This is a genomic window from Achromobacter sp. AONIH1, assembly GCF_002902905.1.
Classification (GTDB): Bacteria; Pseudomonadota; Gammaproteobacteria; order Burkholderiales; family Burkholderiaceae_B; genus Achromobacter.
This window is the reverse complement of sequence record NZ_CP026124.1, coordinates 5,411,810-5,427,381: the sequence shown is the minus strand read 5'-3', so window position 1 is coordinate 5,427,381 and position 15,572 is coordinate 5,411,810. Positions and strand designations below refer to the sequence as shown.

Genomic DNA, 15,572 nt, shown 5'->3' with positions numbered 1-15,572 from the left:
GGGCGAGGGCGGATTTTAAGGGACGCGCCGGCGGAGCAGCCGCCAGGGCGTCGGGGCGCGCCCCGTTTGCGCGAGATCAAGGCGGCGCGCGCGCCGCGAGCGAATAATCCAAGGTATGCAAGCCGCCCTACGCCCTCAATTCTCGCAAGCCCCGGCGTCGTCCGCCGCCGAGCCCTTTTTTCCTCCCCAGCTCCTGGCGCGGCTGGACAAGAATGGTCCCCGCTATACCTCGTACCCGACCGCCGACCGTTATCACGGCGGCTTCGGCGAGTCGGCGTACCGCCAGGCGCTTCGGCAGCGGCGCGCGAGCAGTCCGTCCGAGCCGCTGTCGCTGTACGTGCACATTCCGTTCTGCGATTCAGTTTGCTACTACTGCGCCTGCAACAAGGTCGTGACCCGGCATCATGACCGCGCCGCCCGCTATCTGGACGCCCTGGCGCGGGAAATCGCGCTGCACGTGGAGGAACTGGGAGCGGGCGTGCCCGTGTCGCAGCTGCATTTCGGCGGCGGCACGCCGACCTTCCTGTCGGATGAGGAACTGACCGGGCTGATGGGCGACCTGCGGCGCGCCTTCCGTTTCGAGCCCGAGGCCGAGATATCCATCGAGGTGGATCCGCGCACGGCCACGCCCGAACGCCTGGGGCTACTGCGCACGCTGGGTTTCAACCGGCTGAGCTTCGGCGTGCAGGATTTCGACCCGCGCGTGCAGGTCGCGGTGCACCGGGTGCAATCGTTCGAGGACGTGCGGGCGCTGGTGCAGAGCGCGCGGGCGTTGGGCTACGCCTCGGTCAACGTGGACCTGATCTATGGCCTGCCGCTGCAGACCACGGAATCGTTCGCCTGTACGATTTCGCAGGTGATCGCGCTGCGACCCGACCGCATCGCGCTGTACGCCTATGCGCACCTGCCGGAGCGGTTCAAGCCGCAGCGCCGCATCAACGAGGCGGACCTGCCCGACCGCGCCACCCGCGTGGGCCTGCTGAGCGCGGCCATCGAGGGGTTCCTCAAGCATGGCTATGCCTACATCGGCATGGACCATTTCGCGCTGCATTCCGATTCGCTGGCGCAGGCCAAGCAGCGCGGCGAGCTGCACCGCAATTTCCAGGGCTACAGCACGCAGCCGGACCGCGACCTGGTGGCGCTGGGCGTGTCGGCCATCGGCCGCATCGGCAATACCTACAGCCAGAACGTCAAGACGCTGGACGCGTACTACGAGGCCATCGAATCCGGGCGCTTCGCGACCGAGCGGGGCCTGGAGCTGAGCCCCGACGATCTGGTGCGGCGCGAGATCATCATGGACATCATGTGCCAGGGCGACGTGGACTTCGCCCAGGTCGAGGCCCGGCACGGCCTGCGCTTCGGCGACTACTTCGGCCGCGAACTGTCCCAGCTGGCGAATCTGGCCGAACTGGGCCTGGTCAACCTGCGCGCCGGCGGCGTGCAGGTGACGGGCCTGGGCTGGTACTTCGTGCGCGCCGTGGCCATGACCTTCGACGGCTATCTGCGCGCCGCCAGCAGCGGCGCCAGCTACTCGCGCATCATCTGAGGCGCGGGCGCGCCCCGCGCCTGCCTCATCCGGCGAACTTCTCGCGCAGGTACAGGGCCAGGGATAGATCGTCCGAGAGCTCGAGCTTGCGCATCGCGCGGCGCTTGTGCGTGCTGATGGTCTTCTTGCTGCGCATCAGGCGGGCCGCGATCTGCGTCACCGACAGGCCCTGGCTGATATGGCGCAGGATCTCGACTTCGGAGGTCGTCAGCTGCGCGTGCGGCGGCGTCGGCCGGATGGCGCGTATCTTGCCGTCCTGCACCGACAGGAAGGCGTCCTTGCCACTGAGCACGCCACGGATCATGTCCGGCAGCAACACCATGCCCCATTGCTTGGCGAGATAGCCGCTGGCGCCGCCACGGAAGGCTGCGTATTGCGTTTCGTGCCGGTTGCCCGCGGAAAAGGTGATGAGCGCCATCGTCGGGTGATAGCGCTTGAGCCGCCGCAGGTAGTTCACGCCGTCCCAGGGTTCCTGGGGCAGGTAGAAATCGATCAGCGCCACGTCGCAGGGCGAGGCGGCCAGCTTTTCCAGCAGGCCCCGCGCCGACGTTTCCTGGTGCACGACCCGGAAGCCCTGGCGCATTTCCAGGTAAGCTCCCACTCCCAGCGCCACGACGGGATGGTCGTCCAGGATGGCGACCCGGATGGGGGCGGGCGGGCGCGACAGCAGCAGGTGTCGGCGGCCGCCCGAGCGGGCGGCGCCGGGACCCGGGCGTTCGGGACCCGAAGCGTCAGACGCCGAGAATGATGTCGTATTGACCGGTTTCATCGATGCTCCGCTGGCAGGTGGACAAGACTGGGATGGCGCGGGGCCATCGAGGGCGGCCATGGTTCGCATCCTCAATAGTCTTAAATTTGCGAAGTCAGATTACGTTTTAGTATGGCTATCCGGATGCGACTCAGGCCAAAATCGGACCATTGCACCGTCAGATTCGCGGCGTGACGGACACAAGGGCATGAAGGCGGGCACATCGGCCGGTATTTGCGCGATAAGCAGGCGATCAGCGCGGAGCGGAGCGGGCCTGTGGAGATACGCGGCAGGCGCCGCAGAGCGAGAGCATGACCAAGAAGATTCTGCTGCTGGGCAGGGATGGGCAATTGGGTTTTGAACTGCGTCGCAGCCTTGCGCCGCTGGGCGTGGTGTCGGCGGCGGGCAGGAATGACTGCGATCTCACCTATCCCTTGCAGATCGCCAGGCTCGTGCGTCGGGAAAAGCCCGATGTGATCGTCAATGCGGCGGCCTGGACCGCCGTGGAACGCGCCGAGGCAGACCCGGTGCGCGCCATGCGGATCAACGCCGAGGCGGCTGGCGAACTGGCGGCGCTGGCCGCCGCGCGCGGCGCGCTGATGGTGCACTACTCGTCCGATCATGTGTTCGACGGCGCCAAGTCCGCGCCCTATGTCGAGGATGACGAGGCCGCGCCCCTGAACATGTACGGACGCAGCAAGCTGGCCGGCGAACGCGCCGTGCAGGCGGCCAATCCGGCGCACCTGATCTTCCGGGCGTCCTGGGTCTATGGCGTGTTCGGCCACAGCTTTCTCAAATCCATGCTGATGGCCTTGCGCCAGCCCGAGGCCTTGCGCGTGGTCGGCGACCAGCGCGGCGCGCCGACCGACGCGGCCTATATCGCCGACGTCACCGCGCTGGCCGTGGCGCGCTATCTGCATGGCCAAGGCGACTATCCGTTCGGCCTGTACCACCTGAGCGCCTCGGGCGATGCCAGCTGGCATGAGTACGCCTGCTTCATCGCGCGCCAGGCCCGCCGCGCCGGCCTGGCCCTGACGCTGACGCCGGCCGACATCCACGCCGTGCCGGCCAGCGAGTATCCGAACGCCGCGCAGCGTCCGGCCAATGCCACGCTGGACTGCGGCCGGCTGGCCCGGGCCTTCGGGGTGCGCGCGCCGCACTGGCATGACGGCGTGACGCATGCGCTGGCGGCCATCGCGGGCACGCGGAACCTGATCTAGCCTTCGGGGGCGTGCAGCGGGCCGGGCTGGCGCGGCGGCAAAGCGGCGGCGACGCGTCGGGAACGACGCGATCAAGCGGCAACGAAGAGTCCAGGAAGAGCGCGGGAAGAGCCCATGAAGAAGCCACGAAGAAACCACGAAGAAACGGCGGGAAACATCTGCACGGCATTGTGTTGCGTCTTGGCGCGCGCAGGCGGACTACCATAGGCCGGCGCGCAAGCCCGCCGGACGCATGGTCGGGCGCGGCCTGCGCCTTATTTTCCGAGAGGTCGCCATGAAGAAAACCATCGTTTCCGCTTTCCTGTTCGCCGTCGCCTGCACGGCGGGTCTGGCGCAGGCGCAGACCGCCGCGCCCGCCAGCCAGGAATTCCAATACCCCAGCGTCCGCTCCAAGGACGGCAGCCTCTCGCCGCCCTCGACGCTGCGCATCACCGTCACGGGCGAGGCCGGGGCGCAGGCGCCGGCGGCGATCAGCGATACCCCGGCCAGCAGGTCCGAGTACGAACGCTGCCGCCGGGTCTCGGACCGCGCCGCAGTGTCCAACGCGCAGATGCAGACCGGCGTGGCGCAATGCCTGCGCGAGCTTGAACAGCGCCGCCAGCAGCAATAGCGGGGCGGCCAGGACGGCGGGCCGGGGCGCCCCGGCGGACGAGGGCGGGGGCGGGCAAGGAGCGATCCGGCGCGGGCAGGGTACACTTGTGCGCCGTTTTGCCCCCAAGCCTTTGAATTCCATGATTTCCTCCGCATGCGGCGTCGACTTCGGCACGTCCAATTCCACCGTGGGCTGGAGCCGCCCCGGCCAGCACGCGCTGCTGTCGCTCGAGGACGGCAAGCCCACCCTGCCGTCGGCCATCTTCTTCCATGACGAAGACAACGAGGTCAGCTATGGCCGGGGCGCCATCGCCGACTATCTGGCCGGCTACGACGGGCGCCTGATGCGCTCGATGAAGAGCCTGCTGGGCAGCTCGCTGATCGACGGCTCCACCGAGGTCCAGGGCCGTTCGATTCCGTTCCGCGTGCTGCTCACGCGCTTCATCGCCGAACTCAAGCGCCGCGCCGAGACCGCCGCCGGCCGCGATTTCCAGCGCGTGGTGCTAGGCCGACCGGTGTTCTTCGTGGACGACGATCCGGCCGCCGACCAGACGGCGCAGGACACGCTGGGCGAGATCGCCCGCCAGGTCGGCTTCACCGATATCGAATTCCAGTTCGAGCCGCTGGCCGCGGCCTTCGACTATGAATCGCAGATCGACCGCGAGGAACTGGTGCTGGTCATCGACATCGGCGGCGGCACCTCCGACTTTTCGCTGATCCGGCTGGGCCCCGGCCGCGCCGGCAAGGCCGACCGCCGCGAGGACATCCTGGCCTATGGCGGCGTGCACATCGGCGGCGCGGACTTCGACAAGCAGCTGAGCCTGGCCCACGTCATGCCGCTGCTGGGCCTGGGCAGCCAGCTGCGCAGCGGCAAGGACGTGCCGTCCACGCAGTACGGCAATCTGGCCTGCTGGCACACCATCAACCAGGCGTATACCCGCAAGGCCGCCGAGCACTTCGCCTACATCCGCGCCGAGGCCGGCGATCGCGCCAAGATCGACCTGCTGCTGAATCTGGTCAAGGAGCGCGCCGGCCACTGGGTGGCGGTGCAGGTGGAAGAGGCCAAGATCGCGCTGTCCGAAGCGCCCGAGGCCCGCATCGACCTGTCGCGCGTCGGCGCGGGGCTGGCCGTGGACGTGACGCGGCCGTCCTTCGACGCCTGTGTCGGCCGGCTGATCGAAAAGGTGGAAACCACCGTCGGCGCGCTGCTGCGCGACGCCGGCGTGGCGGCGGCGGACGTGGACACCGTGTTCTTCACCGGCGGCTCCAGTCGCGTGCCCCGGCTGCGCGAAAGCGTGTCGGCGCTGGTGCCCGGCGCGCGCAGCGTCGAGGGCGACCTGTTCGGCAGCATCGGCGCCGGCCTGGCGCTGGACGCGTTGCGCAAGTTCGGCTGAACGAGGTATTCGGCGCGCCGGTCTCGCCGGCATTCTCTACCCCCTGATCCGCGCGGGTACGCGCGAGGCCGTCCCCGCTACGGCGCCAGCATCGCAGGCACGCGCGCGGCCAGCGCGTCGATCGCGGTGCGGGTCTTGGAGGGCAGGTGGCGCGCCTGCGGCCAGACCGCGTGCACCTCGTGGGCGGCCAGCTGGTCGCCGTGCATCAGCACCTCCAGCTCTCCCGTGCCGACATAGCGCGCCAGCATCCAGCAGGGCAGCCAGGCCAGGCCGGCGCCGGCGATGGCCGCGTCGGCGATGGCCTGCAGGTCGTCCAGGCGCAGGCTGGGCCGCAGGCGCAACTGTGTCGCGCGGCCATCCTCGTCCTGCATCGTCCAGGCCTTGTCCTGGCCGCCGCGCGCATAGATGATGCCGGCGTGCGCCTGCATCTCCTGCGCCGTGACGGGACGGCCGTGAGCGGCGATATAGGCGGGCGACGCGCCGATGCCCATTGTCTGCAGGCCCAGCCGGCGGGCCGCGAGGCTGGAACTGTCCGGCAGGTCGCCGACGCGGATGCCCAGGTCATAGCCTTCGTCGATCAGGTCCACCACGCGGTCGCTGAACGAGATGTCGACCTCCAGCTGTGGATAGCGGCCCGCCAGCTCGCGCAGCACCGGCGCGACGCAATGCCGGCCAAACACCAGCGGCGCGGTGACGCGCAGGCGGCCCTGCGGCTCGCGGCGGCCGCTGTCCAGCTCCGCCTCGGCCGCCTGCAGCTCGGCCAGCGCGCGCACGCAGCGGTCGTAATAGGCCTGGCCGTCGTCGGTCAGGCTTTGCTGGCGCGTGGTGCGGTGGAACAGCCGCACGCCCAGCCGGGCCTCCAGCCGCGCGATGGACTTGCCGACGGCCGAGCGTGTCAGGCGCAGGCGCTCGGCCGCCAGCGCGAAGCTGCCGGCCTCGGCCGCCTGCACGAAGGCTTCGATGCCGTTGAGCCGGTCGTGGACATTGCGGGTATTCATGGCAATCCTTGATTGGTGCCTTTCGGGAATCATTGAAAGGAAAAAAATGCGCCACTAGGGATATCTATTCCCCTATATCTTAGCGATACCGGGCGACGCCGGCACGGCGCGCCTTCCATTACGTATCGCAAGGAATCTCATCATGCAGGCCTATCACGTCACCGGCGGCAAGGGCATCGAATCGCTCAAGCGCGTCACGCTGGAATCGAAAGCGCTCGGCCCGTACGACGTGCGCGTGCGCGTTCACGCCGTGTCCCTGAACTTCCGCGACCTGATGGTCGCGGACGGCATTTACCTGAAGGGCAGCGGCGCGCCCGTGATCCCCGCCTCCGACATGGCTGGCGTGGTCGCCGCCGTGGGCGAGCGCGTCACGCGTTTCCGCGTGGGCGACCGTGTCATGGGCGCCTTCATGCCGGACTGGGTCGATGGCGAGCCCACGCCGGCCAAGACCGCGCTGGCGCCGGGCGCGGCCACCGATGGCGTGCTGGCCGAGGAAGCCGTCTATGCCGAACACGGGCTGGTCGCCACGCCGGCGGGTCTGTCGGACGAAGAGGCCGCGACCTTGCCCTGCGCGGCGGTGACCGCGTGGAACGCCCTGTTCGTCGGCGGCCGCGCGCAGGCGGGCCAGACGGCGCTGCTGCTGGGCACGGGCGGCGTGTCGATCTGGGGGTTGCAGCTGGCCAAGGCCGCCGGCCTGCGGGCCATCGTCACCTCGTCCAGCAACCGCAAGCTGGAACAGGCGCGCGAACTGGGCGCGGATGTGCTGATCAATTACCGCGAGACGCCCGAATGGCAGGTCGAAGCGCTGCGCCAGACGGGCGGCGACGGAGCGCACGTCGTGGTGGAAGTGGGCGGGCAGGGCACGCTGGAGCGCTCGGTGGCCGCCGTGCGCATGGGCGGCACGGTATCCATGATCGGCGGCGTCAGCGGCTTTGGCGCGACGCCGGTGGCGCCGCTGGCGCTGATCGGCGGCGCCAAGCGCCTGGAAGGCATTTTCGTGGGCAGCCGCAAGATGCTGGAGGACCTGGCCCGTTTCGTCTCGGTCGCCGGCATCAAGCCCGTGATCGACCGGGTCTTTGGCTTCGACGAGGCGCCGGCCGCCTTCGCGCACCTGGCGTCCGGCAGCCATTTCGGCAAGGTGGTGATCCGGGTAGCGCCGTAGGCGCGGGGCCGGGCGCGCGGCCCCGCGGGACCGTCGCGGCGCGATGGTAAGCTCATGCACTCCTGCCGGGCGGACGGCGCAGGCCGCCGCCCTCCCGGCCGCCATCCGCACGCGCCATGACGACCAAACCCGAATCCCATCTGCACGAAGAGCTGGTTTCCAGCGTGGCGGCCTATGACGGCCGCTTCCTGAAGATCCGCAACGACACCGTCCGCCTGCCCAACGGCAACACCTCCACGCGCGAATACGTGGTGCATCCCGGCGCCGTGGTGGTGATCCCGCTGCTCGACGACGGCCGGGTGCTGCTGGAGCGGCAGTTCCGCTATCCCATCGGCCGCGTCATGACGGAGTTTCCCGCCGGCAAGCTGGACCCGGGCGAGGATCCGCTGGCCTGCGGCAAGCGCGAGCTGCTGGAGGAAACCGGCTATACCGCCGCGCAATGGGCCCACGCCGGCGCGCTGCACCTGGCGATCGCCTATTCCACCGAGATCATCCACATCTTCTTCGCGCGCGGCCTGCGCGCCGGGCCGAGGCAGCTGGACCAGGACGAGTTCCTGGACGTGATCAGCGCCCAGCCGTCCGAGCTGTATGAGGCCTGCGCCCGGGGAGAAGTGACGGACGCCAAGACCCTGACCTGCACGCTGTGGCTGCAGAACGTGCTGTCCGGCGCCTGGCAGCTGGACTGGCGCGACGACGCGGCCGGCTGAGCCCGTCCGCCTTCCGCCATGCCCTCGCATCCGGTCCTGATCCAGCCCTCGGGCCTGCGTTTCGATGCCGACGAGGACACGCCGCTGCTGCTGGCCGCGCAGGCCGGCGGCATCAAGCTGCCCAGCTCCTGCCGCAACGGCACCTGCCGCGCCTGCATGTGCCTCATGCTGGAGGGCGAGATCCGCTACCGCATCGAATGGCCGGGCCTGTCGCGCGACGAGAAGGAAGAGGGCTGGATCCTGCCCTGCGTGGCGCATGCCGTCACGGCGCTGGAGATCCAGTCCTTGCAGGCCGCGCCGCTGGAGCCGCCCGCGCCCGCGCCCGAGCGGGCGCTGACCGGAGCGCGACGCTAGCCGGCGCATGCCGGCGTGTGGCGCGTGGCCGGCGCGGGCCTATTGCGGCGGGCCGCCCGCGTCAGGCCCGCTTGCGCCCGCTGTCGCTATTCATGTCGGTGCATGGCCGATTCGCGGCGCGTGTCGCGCATGGTCGCGTACACCAGCAGCGACAGGAAGATCACGCCGGCCAGGTAGTAATAGAACCATTGCTCATGCCCCTGCTGCTTGAACCACAGGGCGATGGCGGGCGCCGTGCCGCCGAAGATCGACACGGTCACCGCATACGGCACGGCCACGCCGGTGGCGCGGATGTTGGTCGGGAACAGCTCGGCCTTCACCACGGCGTTGATCGAGGTGTAGCCGGCCGTGAAGACCCAGGCGCCGCAGATCAGCAGGAAGGCGATGAAGGGCGAGCGCGTCTGCGCCAGCGTGTACAGGATGGGCACGGTCAGCAGCGCGCCCGCGACGCCGAAGAACACCAGCAAGGGCTTGCGCCCGATGCGGTCGGACAGCGCGCCATACAGCGGCTGCAGGATCAGCGCGAAGATCAGCGAGGCGGCGATCACATAGGTGGTGACGATGTCAGAGAACCCCGCCGTCTGCCGGACGAAGGTCTGCATGTAGGTGGTGAAGGTGTAGAAGGCCGCCGTGCCGCCCGCCGTCAGGCCCACCACGATGGCCACCTCGCGCGGGTACTTCAGCAGGCCGCGCAGCGAACTGGTGCGCGGCTGGGTCTTGCTGGCGGCCTTGTAGGAGTCGGTCTCGGGCATGTCGCGCCGCATGAAGGCGGTCACGATGGCAAGCAGCGCGCCGATCACGAAGGGGATGCGCCAGCCCCAATCCACCAGCTGCTGGTGAGTCAGGAACACGTTCTGCAGCAGCAACAGCACCAGGATCGCGCTGAGCTGGCCGCCGATCAGCGTCACATACTGGAAGCTGGAATAGAAGCCGCGGTGCTCGGCGTCGGCGATCTCGGTCAGGTAGGTGGCGCTGGCGCCATATTCCCCGCCCAGGCTCAGCCCCTCGATCACGCGCGCCAGCGCCAGCAGCGCCGGCGCGGCCAGGCCGATGGAGGCGTAGGTGGGCGTGAGTGCGATGATCAGCGAGCCCACGCACATCATGCCCACCGACACCATCAGCGACAGCCGCCGGCCGTGCCGGTCCGCGATATGCCCGAACAGCCAGCCGCCCAGCGGCCGCACGATGAAGCCGGCCGCGAACAGCGTGGCGGCATTGAGCTGCTGGACGACGGGATCGTGCGAGGGGAAGAAGGCGGGGGCGAAGTACAGCGCGAAGGCGGTGTAGGCGTAGAAGTCGTACCACTCGACCAGGTTGCCCATGGAGCCGACGAAAATGGCCTTGATGCGGCGCTTCGCGTCGGCGACATCCAGATGCGTGTGCGTCATGGCGGTCCTTGCTGCTTGCCGGAATGGGAAACGCCGGCGCGGCCGCAAGCGCGCCGCCGCCAGCATGTCCCTATATTGCTCCCGGCCGCGCGAAATTGCACGCGCCGCCGCGCCATCGTTCAGCTTGCTGTCATGATTGGAGGGCGCCCTGGACGGTGCCTGGCGGGCGCTACTTGCCGCGCGGCTTGATCGGCTCGCAGGGCGCGGCCTTGTCCGTCCCGCGCGCGCCTTCGCCCAGCAGGGCCTGGGCGCCGCATTCCGAGCCGAACATGTTCTTGCCGTCGTGGCCCACGCCGCGCACTTCGTAGCCGGCGCGGTGCAGCGTGACCGGCTTGCCGCCGCGCGACGCGAGCAGGAACTCGTATTGCAGGTAGGCGGTGCCGCGCGCCAGTCGCGTGGAGCCCTGGGCTTCGGCGCCGCAGGTCTTGTCCAGCAGCCGGTGCTCGGGGTTGTTGTCGGCGCCGCCTAGCAGGTAGGTGACGTCGCGCGCCGCGTAGCGCACGAACAGCCGGGATTCCTCCTGGCCGCGCGCGTAGGCGGGCAGCTTGTCGGTGCCGTACTTGTACTGGTTGTAGGTGGGGCAGATGCCGCGTTCGTAGGGCGCGTAGCCCTTGCCGTCCGGGCGTGGCCGCTCGTTGGTCAGGTACAGGTAGGAAGAGGGATTGGCGATCACGTAGCGCAGCGCCAGCCCGTCGCGGCGCAGCGGGCCGTCGACGTTGTTCAGCACGGCGTAGCGTTGCACCAGCTGCGCGCCGCCGGAATGGCCGGCCAGCACGATGCCGGCCAGCGCGGGCAGGCGCTGGCGGTCGTCCAGGCTGCGCAGCAGGTCATCCAGAACCTGGAACGAGCTGACCGGCGCCGGCCGGCCGGCGGCCTGCACGCTGTCCTCGCCTTCTTCCCAGCTGGCCTTGCGCCACGCCGCCATGCCGGCGAAACCGGAATCGATGGAACCGGAAAAACGCGGCGCCAGCACCAGCGTGTCGCGCGCGCGCTCCGGATTGCGTTCCAGCAGGTCGGCCACGTATTCGTAATAGCGGTCGGCGTCGCGCTTGACGCCGTGGATCACCACCACCACCTGCTTGATGTCGGCCAGTTCGCCCTTGCCCAGCGGACGGTTGGCGTAGACCGGGATCTTGTAGCGATGGCCCGGCTTGCCCAGCTCGACGGTCTGCCAGCGCGCCGGCTTGGCCGGCTTGGGCGCGGGCGTGGCTTCGTCGTAGTCGTAGGGATCGGGCAGGGGCGTCTGCGCGGCGGCCGCCAGCGGGGCCATCAACGCCGCCAGCATCAGGCTGGCGGCCGGCAGGAAGGCGCGCGCGCGGCGCATGGGCGGCTTCAGCAGCTTTCTTGGCCCAGCAGCTGCTTGAGCGCAGGCTGGTCGAGGATGCGGACTTCGCGCTGGTTGATGCGGATCAGCCCATCGCGCGCGAAGCGCGAGAACAGCCGGCTTACCGTTTCCAGCGTCAGGCCCAGGTAGTTGCCGATTTCCTCGCGGCTCATGCGCAGCACGAACTCGGTGGACGAATAGCCCAGCGAGGCGTAGCGCTGCGACAGGTTCAACAGGAACGCCGCCAGGCGCTGCTCGGAACGCATCGAACCCAGCGAGGCCAGCATCTGGTGCGAACGCGTGATCTCGCGGCTCATCAGACGGCGGAACTGCTGCTGCAGCGAGGGCAGGTGGGTGGCGACGCGGTCGACTTCATTCAGGCGAATGACGCAGACTTCGGAGTCTTCCAGCGCGACGGCGGCCGACACGTGCTTGCCCTCGAGCATGCCGTCCATGCCGACGATCTCGCCGGGCAGGTGGAAACCGGTGATCTGGATCTGGCCAGTCGCGTCTTCGAGCTGCGTCTTCAGGCTGCCGAAGCGCACGCCATAGACCGCATCGAGGGGGTGATCCAGCGAGTACAGCGTCTTGCCCTTTTCAAGGCGCACGCGTTCCTTCACCAGTTCGTCCAGCTTTTCTACTTCGGCGGCTGCCATGCCCACGGGCACGCACACGTGTCCCAGCATACACGTGGAGCAATGGGCGGCATCTGGGGCTACGGGGACCCTTTTTTGCATATTGACCTCTATAGCGCCCGTCGAGCGGCGGGTAGCCGATGCGGGCATGAAGCGTGATGACAATTGGTATTGTAGTCCGTTGTTACTACGGGTGTCTTACGCGCTCGCGGCGTCCTTGGACAGGGACGCCGCGCGAGCGTTCCCCGCGTGGCGGTAAACGACCCAGTCCGTGACGTGATCGACGGCCGCGATGTCGCTGGCGGCGCCACGCCGCGCGGGATCTATCGGGTAGTACTGACAGGGCAGCTCCGCGCCGTCCGGGCCCGGCTGCGCGAGGCGCGCCAGCACGTCGCGGCGCAGGAAGCAGCCGGGCCGGCCGGGATGGTAGTCCTCGATCTCGTCCATCAATTGGATATGGGCCGGCTCGACCTGATAGATATCTCCTAGGACGCGACGCCCGTCAGCCACGGGAATCAGGCCGGGCCAGGCGCCGAAGTCGACCAGCCGGCCCGGCACGCTGGCCGCGCCGACCCGCCGTACCGCCGGCAGTCCACGGTCGGAGGCGGTCCGCTCCAGGTCGTTGATCTCGCCCGCGCGTAGCGTGCCGTAGACAAAAACGTATATGCTCATGATTCCTCAGGTTGCCGCACGTCGATAGAGTCCGCAAGGCCGGCAGGGTATTGAAATTCCCCGTCCCGGCCGCATATTCAGGTCATCGAGCCAGCCGGCGATGCATCGGTCAGGCTCCTCAACAAGCCAAACGACCACTATGCGATTCGACAAACTTACCACCAAGTTCCAACAGGCATTGGCGGACGCCCAGAGCCTGGCCGCCCGCAACGATCATCCCTACATTGAGCCCATACATGTGCTGTCCGCGCTGCTGTCCGATCCCGACAGCGGGGCCGGCAGCCTGCTGGCGCGCGCCGGCGTCGCCGTGAACCGGTTGCAGCCGGCCATCGAGCAGGCGCTCAAGTCCCTGCCTCAGGTGCAGGGCGATGACAACGTCCAGGTCGGCCGCGAGCTGCAGGGCGTGCTGACGCGCACCGACAAGGAAGCCGCGCGCCGGGGCGACACCTACATCGCCAGCGAGTTGTTCCTGCTGGCGCTGGCCGACGACAAAGGCCCGGCCGGCCGCATCCTGCAGGAAGCCGGCCTGCAGAAGAAGGCGCTGGAAGCCGCCATCGACGCCGTGCGCGGCGGCGAGTCGGTGTCCGCCGCAGAGGGCGAGTCCAACCGCGAGGCCCTGTCCAAGTACACGATGGACCTGACCGAGCGCGCCCGCCAGGGCAAGCTCGATCCGGTGATCGGTCGCGACGACGAGATCCGCCGCACCATCCAGATCCTGCAGCGCCGCACCAAGAACAATCCCGTGCTGATCGGCGAACCCGGCGTCGGCAAGACCGCCATCGTCGAAGGCCTGGCGCAGCGCATCGTCAACGACGAAGTGCCCGAGACGCTGCGCGGCAAGCGCGTGCTGTCGCTGGACCTGGCCGCGCTGCTGGCCGGCGCCAAGTTCCGAGGCGAATTCGAAGAGCGCCTGAAAGCCGTGCTGAAGGAACTGGCGCAGGACGATGGCAGCAACATCGTTTTCATCGACGAGTTGCACACCATGGTCGGCGCCGGCAAGGCCGAGGGCGCGATGGACGCCGGCAACATGCTCAAGCCCGCGCTGGCGCGCGGCGAGCTGCATTGCATCGGCGCGACCACGCTGGACGAATACCGCAAGTACATCGAGAAGGACGCCGCGCTGGAGCGCCGCTTCCAGAAGGTGCTGGTCGACGAACCCGACGTGGAATCGACCATCGCCATCCTGCGCGGCCTGCAGGAACGCTACGAGATCCACCACGGCGTCGAGATCACCGACCCGGCCATCGTGGCCGCGGCCGAGCTGTCGCACCGCTACATCACCGACCGCTTCCTGCCCGACAAGGCCATCGACCTGATCGACGAGGCCGGCGCGCGCATCCGCATGGAAATCGATTCCAAGCCGGAAGTGATGGACAAGCTCGACCGCCGCATCATCCAGCTCAAGATCGAGCGCGAGGCCGTCAAGAAAGAAACCGACGATGCCTCCAAGCGCCGCCTGGGCGTGATCGAGGACGAGCTCGAAAAGCTGCAACGCGAGTACAACGACTTCGAGGAAATCTGGAAGGCTGAAAAGGCCGCCGTGCAGGGCACGCAGGCCATCAAGGAAGAGATCGATGGCGTGCGCGCCGAGATGGCCGAGTTGCAGCGCAAGGGCCAGTTCGACAAGCTGGCCGAGCTGCAGTACGGCAAGCTGCCCGACCTGGAGGCGCGCCTGAAGGCCGCCGAGATCGGCGCGGCCGAGGCCGCCACCGAGGCCGAGGGCGATGAGGGCCGGCCGCGCCTGTTGCGCACCCGCGTCGGCGCCGAGGAAATCGCCGAGGTCGTGTCGCGCGCCACCGGCATCCCGGTGTCCAAGATGATGCAGGGCGAACGCGAGAAGCTGTTGCACATGGAGGAATACCTGCACAAGCGCGTGGTGGGCCAGGACGAGGCCGTGCGCCTGGTGTCCGACGCCATCCGGCGTTCGCGCGCCGGCCTGGCGGATCCGTCGCGGCCCTATGGCTCGTTCCTGTTCCTGGGCCCCACGGGCGTGGGCAAGACCGAGCTGACGCGCGCGCTGGCCGAGTTCCTGTTCGACTCCGAAGAGCACATGATCCGCATCGACATGAGCGAGTTCATGGAAAAGCACTCGGTGGCGCGGCTGATCGGCGCGCCTCCGGGCTACGTGGGCTATGAAGAGGGCGGCTACCTGACCGAGGCCGTGCGCCGCAAGCCCTACAGCGTGGTGCTGCTGGACGAAGTGGAAAAGGCCCATCCGGACGTCTTCAACGTGCTGCTGCAGGTGCTGGACGACGGTCGCCTGACCGATGGCCAGGGCCGCACGGTGGACTTCCGCAACACCGTCATTGTGATGACCTCGAACCTGGGTTCGCATCACATCCAGAGCCTGGCCGGCAAGCCCTACGAGGTGGTCAAGGAAGTGGTGTGGGACGAGCTCAAGCAGACGCTGCGGCCCGAGTTCCTGAACCGCATCGACGAGGTGGTGGTGTTCCACGGCCTGGAAGCGCAGCACATCGAGTCCATCGCCCGCATCCAGCTGCGCCGCCTGGGCGAGCGCCTGGAACGGCAGGAGATGCGGCTGGAAGTGACCGAGGCCGCGCTGGCCGAGCTGGCGCGTTCGGGCTTCGATCCGGTGTTCGGCGCGCGGCCGCTCAAGCGCGCGATCCAGCAGCAGATCGAGAACCCGGTGGCCAGGCTGATCCTGGAAGGCCAGTTCGGTCCGCGCGACGTGGTGCCGGTGGACTGGCAGGACGGCAAGTTCGTCTTCACGCGCACCTTGCAGTAAGCGGGGCCGGGCGCGGCGGGAGCCTGCCGCGCGCCGACACGACCCCGGCGGCTCAAACCCGAGCCGCCGGGGTTTTTTTACGCGCCT

The 15,572-nt window shown here is 68.6% G+C and carries 14 protein-coding genes; 8 read left to right on the top strand and 6 right to left on the bottom strand.

Features of this window, described 5'->3' with window-relative positions; all coding sequences use genetic code 11:
* Positions 1 to 115 precede the first annotated feature (115 nt).
* Entirely contained in the window at positions 116 to 1,546 is a 1,431-nt protein-coding gene (hemN, locus tag C2U31_RS24810; RefSeq protein ID WP_103275235.1) for an oxygen-independent coproporphyrinogen III oxidase, read from the top strand.
* A 25-nt stretch (positions 1,547 to 1,571) separates the two neighbouring features.
* On the opposite strand, the gene C2U31_RS24805 is transcribed toward hemN, so the two are convergent.
* Positions 1,572 to 2,315 (bottom strand): response regulator transcription factor, encoded by a 744-nt coding sequence (locus C2U31_RS24805; protein ID WP_103275234.1) that lies wholly within the window; start codon positions 2,313 to 2,315, stop codon positions 1,572 to 1,574.
* 290 nt (positions 2,316 to 2,605) lie between these two features.
* On the opposite strand from C2U31_RS24805, the gene rfbD reads away from it, so the two are divergent.
* The 3 genes from rfbD to C2U31_RS24790 all read left to right on the top strand — a co-directional run bounded on the left by rfbD (position 2,606) and on the right by C2U31_RS24790 (position 5,499).
* Positions 2,606 to 3,514 (top strand): dTDP-4-dehydrorhamnose reductase, encoded by a 909-nt coding sequence (gene rfbD / locus C2U31_RS24800; protein ID WP_103275233.1) that lies wholly within the window; start codon positions 2,606 to 2,608, stop codon positions 3,512 to 3,514.
* A 274-nt stretch (positions 3,515 to 3,788) separates the two neighbouring features.
* Positions 3,789 to 4,124 (top strand): hypothetical protein, encoded by a 336-nt coding sequence (locus C2U31_RS24795; protein WP_103275232.1) that lies wholly within the window; start codon positions 3,789 to 3,791, stop codon positions 4,122 to 4,124.
* Positions 4,125 to 4,245: 121 nt separating this feature from the next.
* Positions 4,246 to 5,499, top strand: a complete 1,254-nt coding sequence (locus C2U31_RS24790) for an Hsp70 family protein (protein ID WP_103275231.1) — start codon at positions 4,246 to 4,248, stop codon at positions 5,497 to 5,499.
* Positions 5,500 to 5,576: 77 nt separating this feature from the next.
* On the opposite strand, the gene C2U31_RS24785 is transcribed toward C2U31_RS24790, so the two are convergent.
* Positions 5,577 to 6,497, bottom strand: a complete 921-nt coding sequence (locus C2U31_RS24785) for a LysR family transcriptional regulator (protein ID WP_103275230.1) — start codon at positions 6,495 to 6,497, stop codon at positions 5,577 to 5,579.
* Positions 6,498 to 6,639: 142 nt separating this feature from the next.
* Between C2U31_RS24785 and C2U31_RS24780 the strand changes: the two genes are divergently transcribed.
* From C2U31_RS24780 to C2U31_RS24770, 3 genes are all read left to right on the top strand, one after another.
* Positions 6,640 to 7,659, top strand: a complete 1,020-nt coding sequence (locus C2U31_RS24780) for an NAD(P)-dependent alcohol dehydrogenase (RefSeq protein ID WP_103275229.1) — start codon at positions 6,640 to 6,642, stop codon at positions 7,657 to 7,659.
* Positions 7,660 to 7,775: 116 nt separating this feature from the next.
* Entirely contained in the window at positions 7,776 to 8,366 is a 591-nt protein-coding gene (locus C2U31_RS24775) for an NUDIX domain-containing protein (protein ID WP_103275228.1), read from the top strand.
* A gap of 18 nt (positions 8,367 to 8,384) precedes the next feature.
* The gene (locus tag C2U31_RS24770) at positions 8,385 to 8,720 is read left to right on the top strand and encodes a 2Fe-2S iron-sulfur cluster-binding protein (RefSeq protein WP_103275227.1); all 336 of its coding nucleotides are present in this window, start codon (positions 8,385 to 8,387) and stop codon (positions 8,718 to 8,720) included.
* A gap of 86 nt (positions 8,721 to 8,806) precedes the next feature.
* Here C2U31_RS24770 and C2U31_RS24765 read toward each other — a convergent pair whose 3' ends face one another.
* From C2U31_RS24765 to C2U31_RS24750, 4 genes are all read right to left on the bottom strand, one after another.
* On the bottom strand, positions 8,807 to 10,108 hold the full coding sequence (locus C2U31_RS24765; protein WP_103275226.1) for an MFS transporter: 1,302 nt from the start codon (positions 10,106 to 10,108) through the stop codon (positions 8,807 to 8,809).
* 169 nt (positions 10,109 to 10,277) lie between these two features.
* Complete coding sequence (locus C2U31_RS24760; protein WP_233772488.1) at positions 10,278 to 11,432, bottom strand: hypothetical protein; 1,155 nt, start codon at positions 11,430 to 11,432, stop codon at positions 10,278 to 10,280.
* A gap of 8 nt (positions 11,433 to 11,440) precedes the next feature.
* On the bottom strand, positions 11,441 to 12,169 hold the full coding sequence (gene fnr / locus C2U31_RS24755) for a fumarate/nitrate reduction transcriptional regulator Fnr (RefSeq protein WP_103275225.1): 729 nt from the start codon (positions 12,167 to 12,169) through the stop codon (positions 11,441 to 11,443).
* Positions 12,170 to 12,265: 96 nt separating this feature from the next.
* Complete coding sequence (locus C2U31_RS24750) at positions 12,266 to 12,739, bottom strand: gamma-glutamylcyclotransferase (protein ID WP_103275224.1); 474 nt, start codon at positions 12,737 to 12,739, stop codon at positions 12,266 to 12,268.
* Between the two features lie 139 nt (positions 12,740 to 12,878).
* Between C2U31_RS24750 and clpB the strand changes: the two genes are divergently transcribed.
* Positions 12,879 to 15,485: an ATP-dependent chaperone ClpB gene (gene clpB, locus C2U31_RS24745; RefSeq protein ID WP_103275223.1), complete on the top strand. Its 2,607-nt coding sequence runs from the start codon at positions 12,879 to 12,881 to the stop codon at positions 15,483 to 15,485.
* Positions 15,486 to 15,572: the final 87 nt, after the last annotated feature.